Origin of the sequence: Corynebacterium lehmanniae (assembly GCF_043161975.1) — a bacterium.
Classification (GTDB): Bacteria; Actinomycetota; Actinomycetes; order Mycobacteriales; family Mycobacteriaceae; genus Corynebacterium; species Corynebacterium lehmanniae.
In genome coordinates, this window is sequence record NZ_CP170998.1 from 1620529 (window position 1) to 1635425 (window position 14897).

A 14897-nucleotide genomic window follows, 5' to 3' on the forward strand; every position below is an offset into this window, starting at 1 on the left:
TAAATCAAAGGAGCATTATGGCGAAGATCATTTGGACCCGCACCGACGAAGCGCCACTGTTGGCGACGTACTCCCTCAAGCCGATCGTGGAGGCCTTCGCTTCCCGCGCCGGCATCGACGTGGACACTGCCGACATCTCGCTGGCCGGCCGCATCCTCGCGCAGTTCCCGGACCGCCTCGGCGACAAGAAGGTCGACGACGCGCTCGCGCAGCTCGGTGAGCTGGCGAAGACGCCGGAAGCCAACATCATCAAGCTTCCGAACATCTCCGCTTCCCTGGTGCAGCTGAAGAAGGCCATCGCTGAGCTGCAGGCCGCAGGCTTTGACATCCCGGATTACGAGGACGCGCAGGAGAAGTACGACGCAGTCAAGGGCTCTGCCGTGAACCCGGTGCTGCGCGAGGGCAACTCCGACCGCCGCGCTCCGGAGGCCGTGAAGAACTTCACCAAGAAGCACCCGCACTCCATGGGCGAGTGGTCCTCCGACTCGAAGACCAACGTGGCGACGATGGACGCCGGCGACTTCCGCCACAACGAGAAGTCCGTCATCATGCCGTCCGAAGACACCCTGACCATCAAGCTGGTCAAGGCTGACGGCGGCGAGGAGGTACTCAAGGACGGCCTGAAGGTTGAAAAGGGCGAGGTCATCGACGGCACCTACATGTCCGCCCGCGCTTTGGATGAGTTCCTTTTGGACGCCGTGAAGCGCGCCAAGGACGAAGGCGTGCTCTTCTCCGCCCACCTGAAGGCCACCATGATGAAGGTCTCCGACCCGATCATCTTCGGCCACGTCGTGCGCGCCTTCTTCAAGGACGTCTACGACAAGTACGGCGAGCAGCTCCTCGCAGCGGGCCTGGACGGCGAGAACGGCCTCGGCGCAATTTACGAGGGCCTGTCCGAGCTGGAAAACGGAGAGGAGATCCGCGCCGCCTTCGACAAGGCCCTGCAGGACGGCCCGGCTCTGGCGCAGGTGAACTCCGCCAAGGGCATCACCAACCTGCACGTGCCGTCGGACGTGATCATCGACGCTTCCATGCCGGCGATGATCCGCACCTCCGGCCACATGTGGAACGCCGACGACCAGGAGCAGGACACCCTGGCCGTCATCCCGGATTCCTCCTACGCCGGTGTGTACCAGACCGTGATCGACGACTGCCGCGAAAACGGCGCCTACGACCCGACCACCATGGGCACCGTCCCGAACGTCGGCCTGATGGCGAAGAAGGCTGAGGAGTACGGCTCCCACGACAAGACCTTCAAGGTCCCGGCCGACGGCAAGGTCCAGGTGGTCAACTCTGCCGGCGACGTGCTGATCGAGCACGACGTCGAGGCCGGCGACATCTGGCGCGCATGCCAGACCAAGGACGCCCCGATCCAGGACTGGGTCAAGCTGGCCGTCAACCGCGCACGCCTGTCCGGCATGAAGACCATCTTCTGGCTGGATGAGGAGCGCGCCCACGACCGCAACCTCATCGAGCTGGTGAACAAGTACCTGGCCGACCACGACACCGAGGGCCTGGACATCTCCATCGCCTCCCCGGTCGAGGCCACCAAGACCTCCGTGGAGCGCATCCGCCGCGGCGAGGACACCATCTCCGTGACCGGCAACGTCCTGCGTGACTACAACACGGACCTGTTCCCGATCCTCGAGCTGGGCACCTCCGCCAAGATGCTCTCCGTGGTCCCGCTGATGGCTGGCGGCGGCCTGTTCGAGACCGGTGCCGGCGGCTCCGCCCCGAAGCACGTCCAGCAGGTCCAGGAAGAAAACCACCTGCGATGGGACTCCCTCGGCGAGTACCTCGCGCTGGCTGAGTCCTTCCGCCACGAGAAGAACACTAACGGCAACGAGCGCGCCGGCGTTCTCGCCGCCGCGCTGGACAAGGCTACCGAGAAGCTTCTCGACGAAGGCAAGTCCCCGTCGCGCAAGGTGAACGAGATCGACGACCGCGGCTCCCACTTCTGGCTCTCCCTGTTCTGGGCAGAGGCGCTGGCAGCCCAGTCCGACGACGCCGAGCTGGCCGAGGTCTTCGGCCCGATCGCGAAGGACCTGCGCGACAACGCCGATGTGATTGACAAGGAGCTCCTGGACGCCCAGGGCAACGCTGCCGACCTCGGCGGTTACTACTGGCCGGACGAGGAGAAGACCTCGGCGGTCATGCGCCCGTCCGCAACCTTCAACAAGATCATCGACGAACTGGAGAAGTAGCTCGCTGATCTAAAAAACGGCCGGCCAGTGTCGGGGTTTCGCGCCCCGGCACCGGCCGTTTTTTGTTTGGTCAGGCTGGGCAGCGCTGTGCCCAGCCCAGTACCTCCGCCCCATTTACCGCAAACGCTTACCCGAGGAACTAGACCACCTACATCAGATCAGAAGCACGATTCTTTCTGGCCCCGTACATTCACACTCTTTCTTGCTCCGTAACCGAAAAAGGGCGCCAGCACAGGCCTAGAACCCCTTTAAAAACTCCCTTACCTGCGGAATCGTTTTCTTGCCTGTTTCTTGCTTCTGGGGGATACTTGAGGCATGTCACCACTTAATTCCACCCCGGAGCCTCAACTCATCGCTAAAATCCAGCGATTCCTCGATTTGCCTGCGGAGCTCCCTTGGCTGGAGTTTAAGGAAAACAGCACCACGACCGGCCCGGAAATTGCCAGGTATGTGTGCGCTTTAGGCAACTCAGCTCGTCTTCATGATGAACCAGCAGGTTACCTGATCTGGGGTGTAAGTGATACGCATGAAATCGTAGGCACTTCGTTCCAATGGGAGATAACGAAAGGCAAAGGCAACGAAGACCTATTCCCTTGGTTGCAGCGTGTAGTCTCCCCCACGCCGACGATCTCCTTCGAATCGGTCACAATCGAAAATAGAACCGTCGTACTCCTCCGGATTCCGGCTGCCCTTTCGGCCCCTTATGCCTACGATGGGACCCGTTACTTCCGACAGGGCAGCTACACAAAAAACTTAATGGACTTTCCAGATCGTGAACGCGAGTTGTGGAGGAAACTCAACCAGTTCGAGTTTGAAACCAGCAACGCCGCGGAAGGCCTCGAACCCGAAGAGATCACCTCCCTTCTCTCCTCCGACGCTTTCTTTATCAACCGGCCCGAACTGCCACGCAATGTTGGTGGCGCCCTCATCGACACAATGCGAGCAGCGGAGGCGATTACATACTCCCACGAATTGGGCTGGTGTATTCCTGCTTGGTCTGCTCTGATGTACGCGCGCTCACTCAAATCCTTCCCACACCTCGCCGGCTTAGCCCCTCGCGTGATGCACTTCGGTGACACATCGCGGACGCAACTCCAACGAGAATGGGAGTTTGACGAGGGATACGCTGTTGCGACCGGCTAGTTGGTAGCGGTGTGGTGACTTTCGGGTAGCGGTTCAGTGGGTTTCCGGTAGCGGGGTTGGCGGTGGCGGGTGATGCTTTCGGGTGGTTGCGCCACAGGGGTGTAGCCGGTTACCGGAAGGAGTCCGCTGATGACGGATTACCGGGCGGTGATGAAGCTGCTTGTGCAGCAGCGTTCGTACCGCCAGATTGAACAACAGCTCGGGTGCTCGCACCGCACGATTTCCCGGTCGAATCAGGTGCTTCGATCCCTTGGGATTCGCACCGTCGACCAGGTTTTGGCGTTGACGGATGATGAGCTCGACGAGTTATTCGTAGATGGGCGCAGTACCGGCCAGGGCGAGTTCGTCCCTATCGATTTTGATGCGGTGGTCAAAGCCCGCACGGGGCGTAACAAGCAGACACTGCAAGTGCTGTGGGCGCGCTACACCACCACACCTGCTTTACCCGGCCAGCTCCATTACAGCTACGACCGGTTTCGCCAGTTGGTGGCGTCTCATGTCGATGCGGCCGGTTTGACCGCACGCATCACCCACACACCGGGGCACACCATGCAGGTGGATTGGGCAGGCACCAAGATGCGCCTGTTCGACCCTTATGGCGCACCGGGGGTGAAGGTCAGCGTGTTTGTCGCCTCAATGCCGTATTCAGGGATGATTTTTGCCCTCGCATGTCCGGATGAGCGCCAGCATTCCTGGCTTGATGCCCACCACCACGCGTTCGCCTACTTCGGGGGCGTGCCTGAGGTTGGAGGGTGTCAGGAAGTTTGTGTGTGAGGCTCTGATCTAGAAGGAGTTTCACCGATAATGACTACGGTGTCACCGAAGAAAAACCATGACCCGGCAAAGGTCAATGAGATCAGCGAGAAGCTGATGGAAAATCCTGAGCTCGCCAGCTTGATCAGCGAGCTGTCGGCTTCCGCTGATGATGCAAGCGAGCTGGTCAAAGGCCTGCTGCAGGCATCGATCAACGCTGGTCTGCAGGCGGAGATGGATGCGCACTTGGGCTATAGCCATTCCGACCGCAAGACCAAAGCCCAAGTCGAATCCGCACAGGGCAACAATCACCGCAACGGGTCGTACACCAAAACCGTCAACTCCGGGTACGGCGCGGTGGACGTGACCGTGCCCAGGGATCGTGCCGGCACGTTTACTCCCCGGATGGTGCCCAAGGGCGCACGCCGGCTCACAGAACTCGATGACATGATCGTCTCGCTATACGCCGGCGGGATGACAGTGCGCGATATTCAGCACCACCTCGCGACCACCCTGGGGGTGGATATGAGTCCGGATACGATCAGCACCATTACCGATGCGGTGCTAGAGGAGGTCATGATCTGGCAAAACCGTCAGCTCGACGAGTTTTACCCGGTGATCTTCCTCGACGCGCTACGCGTCAAGATCCGTGACGGGCACCGCGTGGTCAACAAGTCCTGCTATATGGCGGTTGGTGTCGACATGGACGGCATCAAGCACATCCTGGGATTGTGGATCGCTGAAAATGAAGGTGCCGCATTCTGGGCATCGGTGTGCGCGGACCTGGCCAACCGCGGTGTCCAGGACGTGTTCATTGTCTGCTGCGACGGGCTCAAAGGCTTGCCGGAAGCCGTGGAAGCCACCTGGCCGAATTCCATGGTGCAGACCTGTATCGTGCACCTGATTCGGGCTGCGAACCGGTGGGTGTCGTATCAGGACCGCAAAGGTGTCTCCCGGGCGCTGCGTGAGGTCTACACGGCCACAAACGAGGACACCGCCCGTGCCAGCTTGGATGCGTTCGAGGCCAGTGAACTGGGCCGGAAATACCCGCAGTCGGTCAAAGTTTGGCGCGACGCTTGGGAGCGGTTCGTGCCGTTTTTACAGTTTCCGCCGGCGGCACGCCGGGTGCTCTACACCACGAATTCGATCGAGTCGCTGAATGCTGAACTGCGGAAAGCTACCCGTAACCGCGGGCAATTCCCGAACGATACCGCGGCGCTGAAGACGCTTTGGTTGATGATCTGCAACATCGAAGACAAGCGCGCTGCGCAGCGAGCCAAGAAAGCGAAGCGCGACGTTGAGTGCAACGGCTATATTGAAGGAGCGAAAGCCACCGGGTGGAAACAAGCCATCAACCAACTAGCCGTGGCTTACCCCGACCGATTCGCGGACTACTTGTAAACCAAACCCCCGCACACAAAGAATCGGACACCCTCTGAGGTTGTGGTGCCGGATAATGCCTCGACTGCGTCGAACGCGATCAGCGCGGCGGATCGAAACCGCAAGGTCAACGACACCTACGAGCAGTTTTTGGAGCATTACAACACCGCAGCACTGCCCACGAGGGCGAAACGGCCGAAAGACAAAGCGAATGTCGAAGCCGCAGTCAAGATCGTCACCCACAAGGTCATCCACGCACTCGATGGCCACCAGTGCGTCGACCTTGACGAACTCAACTCGCGAATTCAGCAGCTGGTTGACCAGATCAACCAGGCGGTACCGTTTCGTCACCAGCAGTCAAGCCGCAAAGACATTTTCGATGCGCATGAAAGACACCTGTTGACAGCGCTTCCCGATACCCCGTGGCAGCGCACCGAGTGGAAACGCGCCAAGATCGCCCCAGATTTCCACATCACCGTAGCCAGCGTGCGGTACTCCGTGCCGCACCAGCTCGTTGGCCGCACTGTCGATGTGCGCATCACCGGGCAAGTGCTCACGGTCTTCGATGGTGGCCGTGCCGTTACAACCCACACGCTTGCCCACACCCGCGGGGCGTATGTCACCGATGCCGACCACATACCGGCGAACATGGATCACACCCAGGGACTGTGGACGAGCGATTACTTCCTGCGCGAAGCCCAAAAGATCGGGCCGGCGACACGCACCGTCATCGAGGAAATGATCACGGCGAAAGCAATCCCGGCCCAGGCGTACCAATCGTGCAGGAACGTGCTGTCAATGGGCAAACACGCCAACAAGCCCGTGCTGGAAGAAGCATGTAAGCGCTTGGTCTCCTCCGACGGGACCCGCCGGGCGGTGTCCTACACCGCGGTCAAAAACATGATGGCCGCCGTACGCAAAGAAGCCGCAACCCGACCACACGGCTTCGACCAACCGGCACCGGCCACACCTGGGCATCCGGCCCACGCACCCGCCGCTGCCACACGCGACACCAGCGGCGCCTACCTCGGTGGCGCAGCACAGTTCAGCCTGGACAACCTCATCAAGAAAGGAACCACAACGCCATGACCCCACCGACCCCGCCGCAAGAGCGCTTCCTCGACGAATCCGTCCTCGCGGACTTCACAGCAATGCGCATGACAGCCTTCGGCAAAAGCGTCATCGACATCGCCAACGACCCAGCCTTCGACACGTGGACCTTCTCCCAAAAGGTGCTCTACGCACTCGACAAAGAAGTCGCGGCCAGACGCGAACGCCGCATCAACAAACTGCTCAAGGCATCACGATCGCCAAACCCCGATGCCTGCCTCGAAGACGTCGCCTACGCACCTGACCGCAACATCAACCCAGAACAAGTCAGCCGACTCGCTCACGGACAATGGTGCCACCTGGGCCAAAACATAGTCATCTTGGGCAAATCCTCAGTCGGCAAGACCTACCTCGCCCAAGCACTGATCACCGCAGCATGCCGCAACGACTACTCCGCCAGGTTCTACCGCACCGACATGCTCGCCGCGCACTTCGCAGTAATGCCACTCGACGACCCAGCCCGGCTCAAACTCACCCGCGAGTTGATCAACGTCGACGTGCTAGTCCTCGACGACTTCCTCACCACCCCAGTCGACGCCGCCACCGCACACCTGCTCTTCAACATTCTCTCCGAACGAGAAGGCAACCGATCAACAATCGTGACCTCACAGTTCACCCCGCAAGACTGGTACAGATCCATCCCGGACGCCGTCATCGCCGAGTCCATCCTCAACCGACTCATCGCCGGCGCCGAAATCATCACCCTCGAAGGACCAAACATGAGACTGGAAGCTAACCAGTAACACACAAAGCGCCTGAGCAGGGACCCGCTACCGGATCCCCACTCAAGCGCTACCACAAACTCACCACACCGCTTCCATTTCGATCTTCTAAACAATACGCCGCCTCGTTTAGCGAGATCGTGACCTTGGTGAACACGTTAAAACCCGGTGGAGAGACTATCGATCCAAGCGGACGCCGAATTGAAACCCCGCTGCTGCCCACTGTGGCATTTCGCGAAGTATTTGCGAATGCGCTCATGCACCAGGATCTGGAACAGCGCGGTCAGTACTTGACCGTTGAGATTTTCAGCGACCGCGTGGAAGTAACCAATCCTGGTACACCGTTGGTCGATCCTCAACGTTTTATTGACTCGGCTTCTACCACTCGTAATGCACACCTCGGCGAAGCACTTCGCCTCGCACACTTCGTAGAGCAACGCGGAAGCGGCTGGGACAAGATCGTTGCGTCGCTGGAAAAAGAGCACTTTCCACCGGCACTCATTCGCGCAAACGGCACAACCACCGTCACACTGAGCGCCTACCGCCCCTTCAACCTAATGACTACGGATGAAAAGATCGAAGCCGTCTACCAGCATGCGTGCCTCGGGTTTCTGGATAATCGCGCTATTACTAACGCATCAATACGGCATCGCTTCGGACTCAGGGATTCGCAGGCCTCCCAGGCGACCCGACTTATTAACGCCACGGTAGACAAAGGCCTCATCCGGCTCTACGACCCGGATGCCGGACCACGCAACCGCCGTTATGTCCCTTTCTGGGCTGAGTAGTTTTCTTGCTCCGTAACCGAAAAAGGGCGCCAGCACAGGCTTAGAACCCCTTTACAAACTCCCCTACCTGCGGAAATGTTTTATTGCCTGTTTCTTGCTTCTCGGGCGCGTTTTAGGTTGGATCCGCCTCTCCGGCTCCGAGGCGTCGAAGCCGACAACCTCCCCGGCGTTGCGCAGGCGATGGCGAGCCCGTTCATGGTGACCTGGATCGTCTTGGGTACGAGGAAGGTCTCGCCACCGGCGTTAGCCGGCTGGGAAGCGCTGTGCCCGACCGAGACAACCGCGTTGATCAGCCCAGTCTCGCCTTCCATCCCCAAACGCCACCCCTCCCGTAGTCTCTGGGTGCTGCCTACGCGTCACCAAACGACTGCGCATCCGACAAGTACAGGGGTGACGCTCGATCCCAGCTATATTTTTCCGCTACATCAGAGCTCCACTACCTCATCTGAATTATTGGAAATAAACGCAGAATGGGTGGCTACGACGACTACTGCGCCTTTCTGAGCAAAATGGCGTAGATGTTTGAGAACGAGTTGCGCATTTGCTTTATCGAGGGCTCCGGTTGGCTCATCTGCTAACACTATTTTCGGCTGCGCGAGAATGAGTCGTGCCAAAGCGATGCGTTGTTGTTCACCACCAGAAAGTTCGCTCACCGTTCGCTTCTCGGATCCGCCAAGTCCGACTTCATTCAGCGCCGACTCCATTGTTTCGCGGGAGACGCGGGGGACAGCGATCTTGATGTTCTCCATCACAGAGAGATCGGAGACCAAACCGTAGTCCTGAAACAGATATCCGACGTTTGATCGCCGAAATTTGCGACGTGCGCGCGAATTCATAGATGCGATGTCGAGCCCCTCGAACTCGATCGTCCCCGAATCCGGCGTGGTCAGCCCACCTAACATATTGAGCAAGGTTGTCTTGCCGCTGCCGGAGGGCCCTGTGAGCGCCGTGATTCGACCTGCCCTAAACGTGGCTGTGAAAGCTTGCAAAACCGTCCGCTCGCCAAATGCGCAGGATACGTTGCTTACCTGAATTGTCATTGCGGTTCCCTACCTCCTCTTGCATCCCACCGCGAAGCAGCTTTGAGCATCAACCCCACAGAAACCATGAACCATACTGCGCCGAAACCTACTACTGCGACGATGGTGGATGGCGACCATTGATTTTCAAACCCGATACTCCAGGTTGACGGCACGCGGCTCTCGGCTTGAATCCAATGATCGCGAACCTTATAAAGCAGCCAACCAATCGTGGCTAGGAAGAATGCAACTTCGATAGCTACTGCTTCTTTTGCAACCCACCAAGGGCTTCGCCCACAAACATAGGCAACGTGGATTTTGCGCCGGTAGGTGACGCGAAAAGTAAGGACCGTGGCTCCGACCAAGACCGTCACAAGCAGGACTGATGCAAAACCATTCAGCCCCCACAGAGCCACATTCTGCTCGGCGGTGCGAATGCTCGCCTGCCATGAGTCTTCACGCGGTCTAAAGAAAGCAAGTGAGTTCCCGGTAGCACCCTTCAACATTTGCGAAGGCACGTCAGGGGAGACAGTTAGAAGGACTTGCTGGGATACCTTTGACATCAAGTTGTGGTCGCCCAACGGAGCGAGGCCACGCGGGAGTATGACGAGAATCGGGTTATCGAGTTGCGGACGGTAGTTAACGTCATAGGTGAATACCGAGCCTAAGCTGCAACCGTCCCGCCACTCTATGTCGGGCGCTGGTTCATTGGCATAGCCGGCCTCGAACTCGAGCGAATCCTCGATCACGTTTCTCGAGTGCACAGACAACTCTCCCGGCGAGCAGACCGTCACTACAGCACCATCCAGCATCGACACTCCCGCCTGTCGCGCGAATTCCTGGTTCGCTAATAGAACTGGTGCCTCTAGTTCCACGGGCCATGTAATCCAATAAGGATCAACGAGGAGTACGTCTCCCGCCTCGTCGGCAACCCGGAATGGCGCTGCGGTCTCTGTATCTGACCAGTCTTCGAAGGCCGTGTTGACGTTCAACGCCAACTCTTGCGGCCCACGGTGCGCATCCCACATCCCCTGCAAGCGGTGACGCGCCTCGAGTTCCGCAGAAAACCCAACCAAGGTTGCGACCACACTGAGCGCAGCAACCAGGGTCACTCCGCGGACTGCAGTCAGGGCATATAGCATTGGCCGCGCGTGGATCTTGCCCTTGATGGATTGCGGTATCGATGTCCTGCGAACCAGAAACTGCCCACCTAGGTAGCCAACGAGCAAACACACAGACAGAATCACGCTGATCGTGAAATACATTCTCCAAAATACCCAGCTCTCCGCCCACCCGTTGTAGACATAAAGAAGGCCAGCAACAATCAGGGGGCTTCCGAGGTAGGCGATCGTAAGCGCAACGCTTTGGCGCTGAATTTCAATACGGGTCGTTTCTGCGACGCTGAGTCCAAGCAGTCGATGAACACCGACCTCCCGCGAGCGGGCAAGGACATGGCCCGCGCCTAGCACCAGACACAGGAGCACAGATAGGATCAGCAGAATGGGAATTGCCGAAGATGCAAAGATTTCGGAGAAGTAACTGGTAAGAGGCTCCGCGTCGAGCCCCTGTTCGGCTAACCACCGCAGCAAGTGTTGCTCGTCCGTCGCAGACCCTTTGATATGGAGAGGTTGCCTTGGATCAGAGTATGGAAAGTCTTCCAGCGGATAAAATATGTCAACTTCCCCACGTTCAAAGCGCGGCCGTTCCATCCGACCGCCGTCAGGCGGAAGCGAGGATGAGTAGACTCGTTGCTCACCACCAGAGACAGCGAGCGACGAGTAGTTAATCGCGATATCGAAGTCATTGCTTCGCGCAAACTCGGCCAGCTCGGTATAGAAACTCGCACGCTCCGAAGCGGTGCGATCTGATTCCACCTGTACCCCGTACTCACCCAGGTGGCCATCGATCGCTGAGTAAAGCCTCGCGCCGAGGAAAGCCACGGTAGTCGCCAGAATGGCCGTGGCGAATATCCCCACGGCTAATAGGCCTGATTTCAGAAGAGACATGCTCTAGCCCACATCTGTAGAGCCATGACGAACTCCGTTGTGAAAGTAGTGGCCGTCGATGTTAGCCGTCGTCGCCACAGCAGCACCCGCGCCAGCAGAGGTCGACGCTCCCGCCCAAACTACACCACCGATGCGGTGCCGATTTTGAATTTTCATGATTCCTCCCATCGGCAGATATTCAGCGGCGGAGGGGCTCCCACCGTATGACAATTATCAAACCCGAGATTTTGTTGCACAAGTAGGAAAACCTGCTTTTTATGATTTAGCACACTACGGGCCGTTAGGCCCTGTCACCAACGACGCAGAGCTGGCCGAGATCTTCAGTCCGATCGCCAAGGACCTGCATGACTACGCCGAGACCATCAACAAGAAACCCCGGGAAGAAGTCGTGCGCGAGCCTTCGCTTATCGACGAGCTCCGCCCTCAACTCCCCTTTCCGTTCTTCCCAACGCTCCAGTTTATGTGTGTCTTCTCAGTCCATCCCCATGGCTCTTAGACGCAGGGAACCCCGCCACGGCTCCCTCGCAGATTTATATTCAGCCAAACCCACAGCCCAAACCCTATATAGACCGCTTGGTACACAATGGCAGACAAAGCGGACTACATTGCACCCCATGACGAACTCGAAGCAGAAGTACGACAACTCCAACGCTAGCGAATGGTCGTTCGGCACCCGCTCCATCCACGCCGGCCAGCAGGTGGACCAGGATTACGGCGCGCGCAACCAGCCGATCTACATGACCACCAGCTACGTCTTCGACGACGCGCAGCATGCGGAGAGCCGCTTCAACCTCTCGGACGCGGGCCCGATTTACACCCGCCTGACCAACCCGACGCAGTCCGCGCTGGAGGACCGCCTCGCTTCCCTCGAGGGCGGCGTGGCCGCCACCGCGTTCGCCTCCGGCATGGCCGCGGAGACCGCCGCGATCCTCACCCTCGCCCAGGCGGGCGACCACGTGGTCACCTCCCCGCGCCTCTACGGCGGCACCGAGACGCTCTTCCAGCACACGCTGCCGAAGCTGGGCATCGACTTCACCTTCGTGGAGAACCCGGACGATCCGGAAAGCTGGCAGGCCGCCGTCAAGCCGAACACGAAGGCGTTCTACGGCGAGACCTTCGGCAACCCGATCGCGGACGTGCTGGACATCCCGGCGGTTGCCGAGGTCGCCCACAACAACCAGGTCCCGCTGATCGTGGACAACACCATGGCCACCGCGGCGCTCGTTCGTCCGCTGGAGCTCGGCGCTGACATCGTGGTTCTTTCCACCACGAAGTTCTACACCGGCAACGGCGCGGCCATCGGCGGCGCGATCGTGGACGGCGGCAACTTCGACTGGACCGTCCAGCGTGACGGCGAGGACGTCTTCCCGCTGTTTACCACCCCGGACCCGGCCTACCACGGCCTGAAGTACGCGGACCTCGGCGCGCCAGCGTTTGCGCTGCGCGCCCGCGCCGGCCTGCTGCGCGACACGGGTGCGGCGATTTCTCCGTTCAATGCCTGGGTGGCGTTGCAGGGGATCGATACGTTGGCGTTGCGCGTCGAAAAGCATAATGCGAACGCGAAGAAGGTCGCCGAGTTCCTCGCAGCCCACGACAAGGTGGCCAAGGTCAACTACGCAGGCCTGGAGGGCTCGCCGTACAAGGCCACGCAGGAGAAGCTGGGGCTGAAGTACACCGGTTCGGTGCTGTCCTTCGACATCGCGGGTGACCAGGACGACAAGACCGCGGCCTGGAAGTTCATCGACGCGCTGAAGCTGCACTCCAATCTGGCTAACATCGGCGACGTGCGCTCGCTTGTGGTCCACCCGGCGTCCACGACGCACTCGCAGTCCGACGCCGAGGGTCTCGCGCGCGCCGGCATCACCCAGGCCACGGTGCGCCTGTCCGTGGGCATCGAGGACGTCGAGGACATCATCGCGGACCTCGAGCGCGGCTTCGCGGCGGTGTAAATGCTGGCTGCGGAAGGCGAGCTGGGCACCGCCGCCATCGGCGACGTCCACACCGAGGCAGGCGCGGTGATTCAGGATGCGCACATTGCCTATCGACGGTGGGGCGTCCCCCGCGGCGACCTGGGCGGCAAGAACAACATCCTGCTGGTGGAGCATGCCTTAACCGGCGACACCGACGCCGCCGACTGGTGGTGCGAGGCCATCGGCCCCGGCAAGGCGCTGGACACCGACGCGTGGTGCGTGATCTGCACGAACGCGCTTGGGTCCTGCTACGGCTCCACCGGGCCGGCAAGCGAACACCCGGACGGCGGCGTGTGGGGCTCGCGCTTCCCGGCGATCAACATGCGAGACATGGTGCACGCCGAGCGCGCGTTCCTGGAAGCGCTGGGCATCGGCCGGGTCCACGCGATCATCGGCGGTTCCATGGGCGGCGCGCGCACCCTGGAGTGGACCCTGCTCTACCCCGAGGCCGTGGACTACGCGCTGGTGCTCGCGGTGTCCGCCCGGGCCAGCGCCTGGCAGATTGGCATCCAGTCCGCGCAGATCACCTCGATCACCCATGACCCGGATTGGCACGGCGGCGACTACCACCGCACCGGTTCTGCTCCGGACGCCGGTCTGGCGGCAGCGCGCCGCATCGCGCACCTGACCTACCGCGGCGAGCTGGAGATCGACGAGCGCTTCGGCACCGCTGCCCAACCCGGCGAAAACCCCCTCGGCCCCTTCCGCACCGACGGCGAGCGCTTCGCCGTGCAGTCCTACCTGGAGCACCAGGGCACGAAGCTCACCCAGCGTTTCGACGCCGCCAGTTACGTCACCCTCACCGAAGCCCTCAACCGCCACGACGTGGGACGCAACCGCGGCGGGCTGAACAAAGCGCTGGCCTCGTCGACCGTGCCGACCATGATCGTGGGCGTGGACACCGACATCTTGTACCCCTACCACCAGCAGGAACACCTCTCCCGCAACCTGGGCAACCTGCTCGCCATGGCGAAGCTGTCCTCGCCGGTCGGCCACGACGCCTTCCTCGTGGAGGCCCGCCAGATGGACCGGATCCTGCGCAACTTCATCTCGCTGACGCACGAAACCCCGTCCGCGCGCGAGGTCGCCGCCGAGCGCGGCGCCTACGACATCTAAAGGTCTATGACCTGCACCGCGGTACCGTCCGCGGTGGCCAGGTAGGCCCGGCCCATGCCGACCCAGCCGGCAAACGGGGCGTCGGCAAGCGTGATGCGCTCGTGCACATGCCCGAGCAGCCACGCGCCGTACCCCAACGCGGCGAGCTCCTCGCGGGTGCACGGCAGACACGGGTTGTTGGAGAACTCGCCGGTCACGGAGGTGTGCAACAGCCCCAGGTTCGGCTCGTCCTTGATTGGCGCCGGGAACCTTGCGACGAGCTCCCGCGGGTCCCGGTCCACCTCCACCGCGGCGGTGTGCAGCGCCCACCCGCCCGCCCGGATGGTCTGGGGCTCTTGCCTTGCGACGATCACGCCGCCCGGAATCACTGCCGTGAGGTCGTGGTGCACGTCGTGGTTGCCCGCGACGAACACGACCGTGTCGAACAGCTCGAGACCGCGAGCGAAAAACCGCGTGACCTCGCCGTACGTCGCTTCAGTGAACCGCTTGCGGTCGATCACATCGCCCAGCATGACCAGGTGCCGGGCGCCCGCCTCCGCGCCGCGTTGCAGGGTGTCCAGCGCCCAGTCGATCCCGGGGCCGGTCTTCTTGTCGCCGTGCTGCTTGCGGCCGAGGTGGATGTCGGCGACAACGAGGACGGGGTCGGCTGCGTGGTGGGATTCAGCTGCGTGGTTAGGCATGGTGCC

At 60.7% G+C, this 14897-nt stretch carries 13 protein-coding genes; 10 read left to right on the forward strand and 3 right to left on the reverse strand.

Annotated features, from left to right (window positions below):
• Nucleotides 1-17 precede the first annotated feature (17 nt).
• The 7 genes from ACF3NP_RS07800 (at nucleotide 18) to ACF3NP_RS07830 (ending at nucleotide 8100) form a co-directional block, all read left to right on the forward strand.
• Nucleotides 18-2204, forward strand: coding sequence for an NADP-dependent isocitrate dehydrogenase (locus ACF3NP_RS07800; protein WP_181889890.1), 2187 nt, complete (start codon nucleotides 18-20; stop codon nucleotides 2202-2204).
• 315 nt (nucleotides 2205-2519) lie between these two features.
• A complete protein-coding gene (locus ACF3NP_RS07805; protein WP_181889889.1) occupies nucleotides 2520-3347 on the forward strand; it encodes an AlbA family DNA-binding domain-containing protein in 828 nt (275 codons plus the stop codon).
• A 129-nt stretch (nucleotides 3348-3476) separates the two neighbouring features.
• On the forward strand, nucleotides 3477-4121 hold the full coding sequence (locus tag ACF3NP_RS07810; protein ID WP_236883590.1) for a Trp family transcriptional regulator: 645 nt from the start codon (nucleotides 3477-3479) through the stop codon (nucleotides 4119-4121).
• A gap of 30 nt (nucleotides 4122-4151) precedes the next feature.
• A complete protein-coding gene (locus ACF3NP_RS07815; RefSeq protein WP_392398611.1) occupies nucleotides 4152-5501 on the forward strand; it encodes an IS256 family transposase in 1350 nt (449 codons plus the stop codon).
• Nucleotides 5502-5543: 42 nt separating this feature from the next.
• Nucleotides 5544-6569, forward strand: coding sequence for a Mu transposase domain-containing protein (locus ACF3NP_RS07820; protein WP_392398612.1), 1026 nt, complete (start codon nucleotides 5544-5546; stop codon nucleotides 6567-6569).
• Nucleotides 6566-7333: an ATP-binding protein gene (locus ACF3NP_RS07825; RefSeq protein WP_392398613.1), complete on the forward strand. Its 768-nt coding sequence runs from the start codon at nucleotides 6566-6568 to the stop codon at nucleotides 7331-7333. The genes ACF3NP_RS07820 and ACF3NP_RS07825 overlap by 4 nt, the downstream gene beginning before the upstream one ends.
• Before the next feature lie 119 nt (nucleotides 7334-7452).
• Nucleotides 7453-8100, forward strand: coding sequence for an ATP-binding protein (locus ACF3NP_RS07830; protein ID WP_181889887.1), 648 nt, complete (start codon nucleotides 7453-7455; stop codon nucleotides 8098-8100).
• Between the two features lie 425 nt (nucleotides 8101-8525).
• Here ACF3NP_RS07830 and ccmA read toward each other — a convergent pair whose 3' ends face one another.
• Together ccmA and ACF3NP_RS07840 are read right to left on the reverse strand one after the other, a co-directional pair.
• Nucleotides 8526-9140 (reverse strand): heme ABC exporter ATP-binding protein CcmA, encoded by a 615-nt coding sequence (gene ccmA, locus ACF3NP_RS07835; protein ID WP_181889886.1) that lies wholly within the window; start codon nucleotides 9138-9140, stop codon nucleotides 8526-8528.
• Nucleotides 9137-11125: a hypothetical protein gene (locus tag ACF3NP_RS07840; protein ID WP_181889885.1), complete on the reverse strand. Its 1989-nt coding sequence runs from the start codon at nucleotides 11123-11125 to the stop codon at nucleotides 9137-9139. The genes ccmA and ACF3NP_RS07840 overlap by 4 nt, the downstream gene beginning before the upstream one ends.
• Before the next feature lie 154 nt (nucleotides 11126-11279).
• Between ACF3NP_RS07840 and ACF3NP_RS07845 the strand changes: the two genes are divergently transcribed.
• The 3 genes from ACF3NP_RS07845 to metX all read left to right on the forward strand — a co-directional run bounded on the left by ACF3NP_RS07845 (nucleotide 11280) and on the right by metX (nucleotide 14211).
• Nucleotides 11280-11621, forward strand: a complete 342-nt coding sequence (locus ACF3NP_RS07845) for a hypothetical protein (protein WP_181889884.1) — start codon at nucleotides 11280-11282, stop codon at nucleotides 11619-11621.
• Nucleotides 11622-11739: 118 nt separating this feature from the next.
• A complete protein-coding gene (locus ACF3NP_RS07850) occupies nucleotides 11740-13074 on the forward strand; it encodes an O-acetylhomoserine/O-acetylserine sulfhydrylase (protein ID WP_181889883.1) in 1335 nt (444 codons plus the stop codon).
• Nucleotides 13075-14211, forward strand: a complete 1137-nt coding sequence (metX, locus tag ACF3NP_RS07855) for a homoserine O-acetyltransferase MetX (protein WP_181889882.1) — start codon at nucleotides 13075-13077, stop codon at nucleotides 14209-14211.
• Here the strand turns inward: metX and ACF3NP_RS07860 are convergent.
• A complete protein-coding gene (locus tag ACF3NP_RS07860) occupies nucleotides 14208-14891 on the reverse strand; it encodes a metallophosphoesterase family protein (RefSeq protein WP_181889881.1) in 684 nt (227 codons plus the stop codon). The two genes, metX and ACF3NP_RS07860, sit on opposite strands and share 4 nt — an antisense overlap.
• Nucleotides 14892-14897: the final 6 nt, after the last annotated feature.

Bases quoted from the DNA above. Each gene is read 5' to 3' on its own strand.
- ACF3NP_RS07800 (WP_181889890.1), top strand. From the start codon at position 18: ATGGCGAAGATCATTTGGACCCGCACCGACGAAGCGCCACTGTTGGCG.
- ACF3NP_RS07805 (WP_181889889.1), top strand. From the start codon at position 2,520: ATGTCACCACTTAATTCCACCCCGGAGCCTCAACTCATCGCTAAAATC.
- ACF3NP_RS07810 (WP_236883590.1), top strand. From the start codon at position 3,477: ATGACGGATTACCGGGCGGTGATGAAGCTGCTTGTGCAGCAGCGTTCG.
- ACF3NP_RS07815 (WP_392398611.1), top strand. From the start codon at position 4,152: ATGACTACGGTGTCACCGAAGAAAAACCATGACCCGGCAAAGGTCAAT.
- ACF3NP_RS07825 (WP_392398613.1), top strand. From the start codon at position 6,566: ATGACCCCACCGACCCCGCCGCAAGAGCGCTTCCTCGACGAATCCGTC.
- ccmA (WP_181889886.1), bottom strand. From the start codon at position 9,140: ATGACAATTCAGGTAAGCAACGTATCCTGCGCATTTGGCGAGCGGACG.
- ACF3NP_RS07840 (WP_181889885.1), bottom strand. From the start codon at position 11,125: ATGTCTCTTCTGAAATCAGGCCTATTAGCCGTGGGGATATTCGCCACG.
- ACF3NP_RS07845 (WP_181889884.1), top strand. From the start codon at position 11,280: ATGATTCCTCCCATCGGCAGATATTCAGCGGCGGAGGGGCTCCCACCG.
- ACF3NP_RS07850 (WP_181889883.1), top strand. From the start codon at position 11,740: ATGACGAACTCGAAGCAGAAGTACGACAACTCCAACGCTAGCGAATGG.
- metX (WP_181889882.1), top strand. From the start codon at position 13,075: ATGCTGGCTGCGGAAGGCGAGCTGGGCACCGCCGCCATCGGCGACGTC.
- ACF3NP_RS07860 (WP_181889881.1), bottom strand. From the start codon at position 14,891: ATGCCTAACCACGCAGCTGAATCCCACCACGCAGCCGACCCCGTCCTC.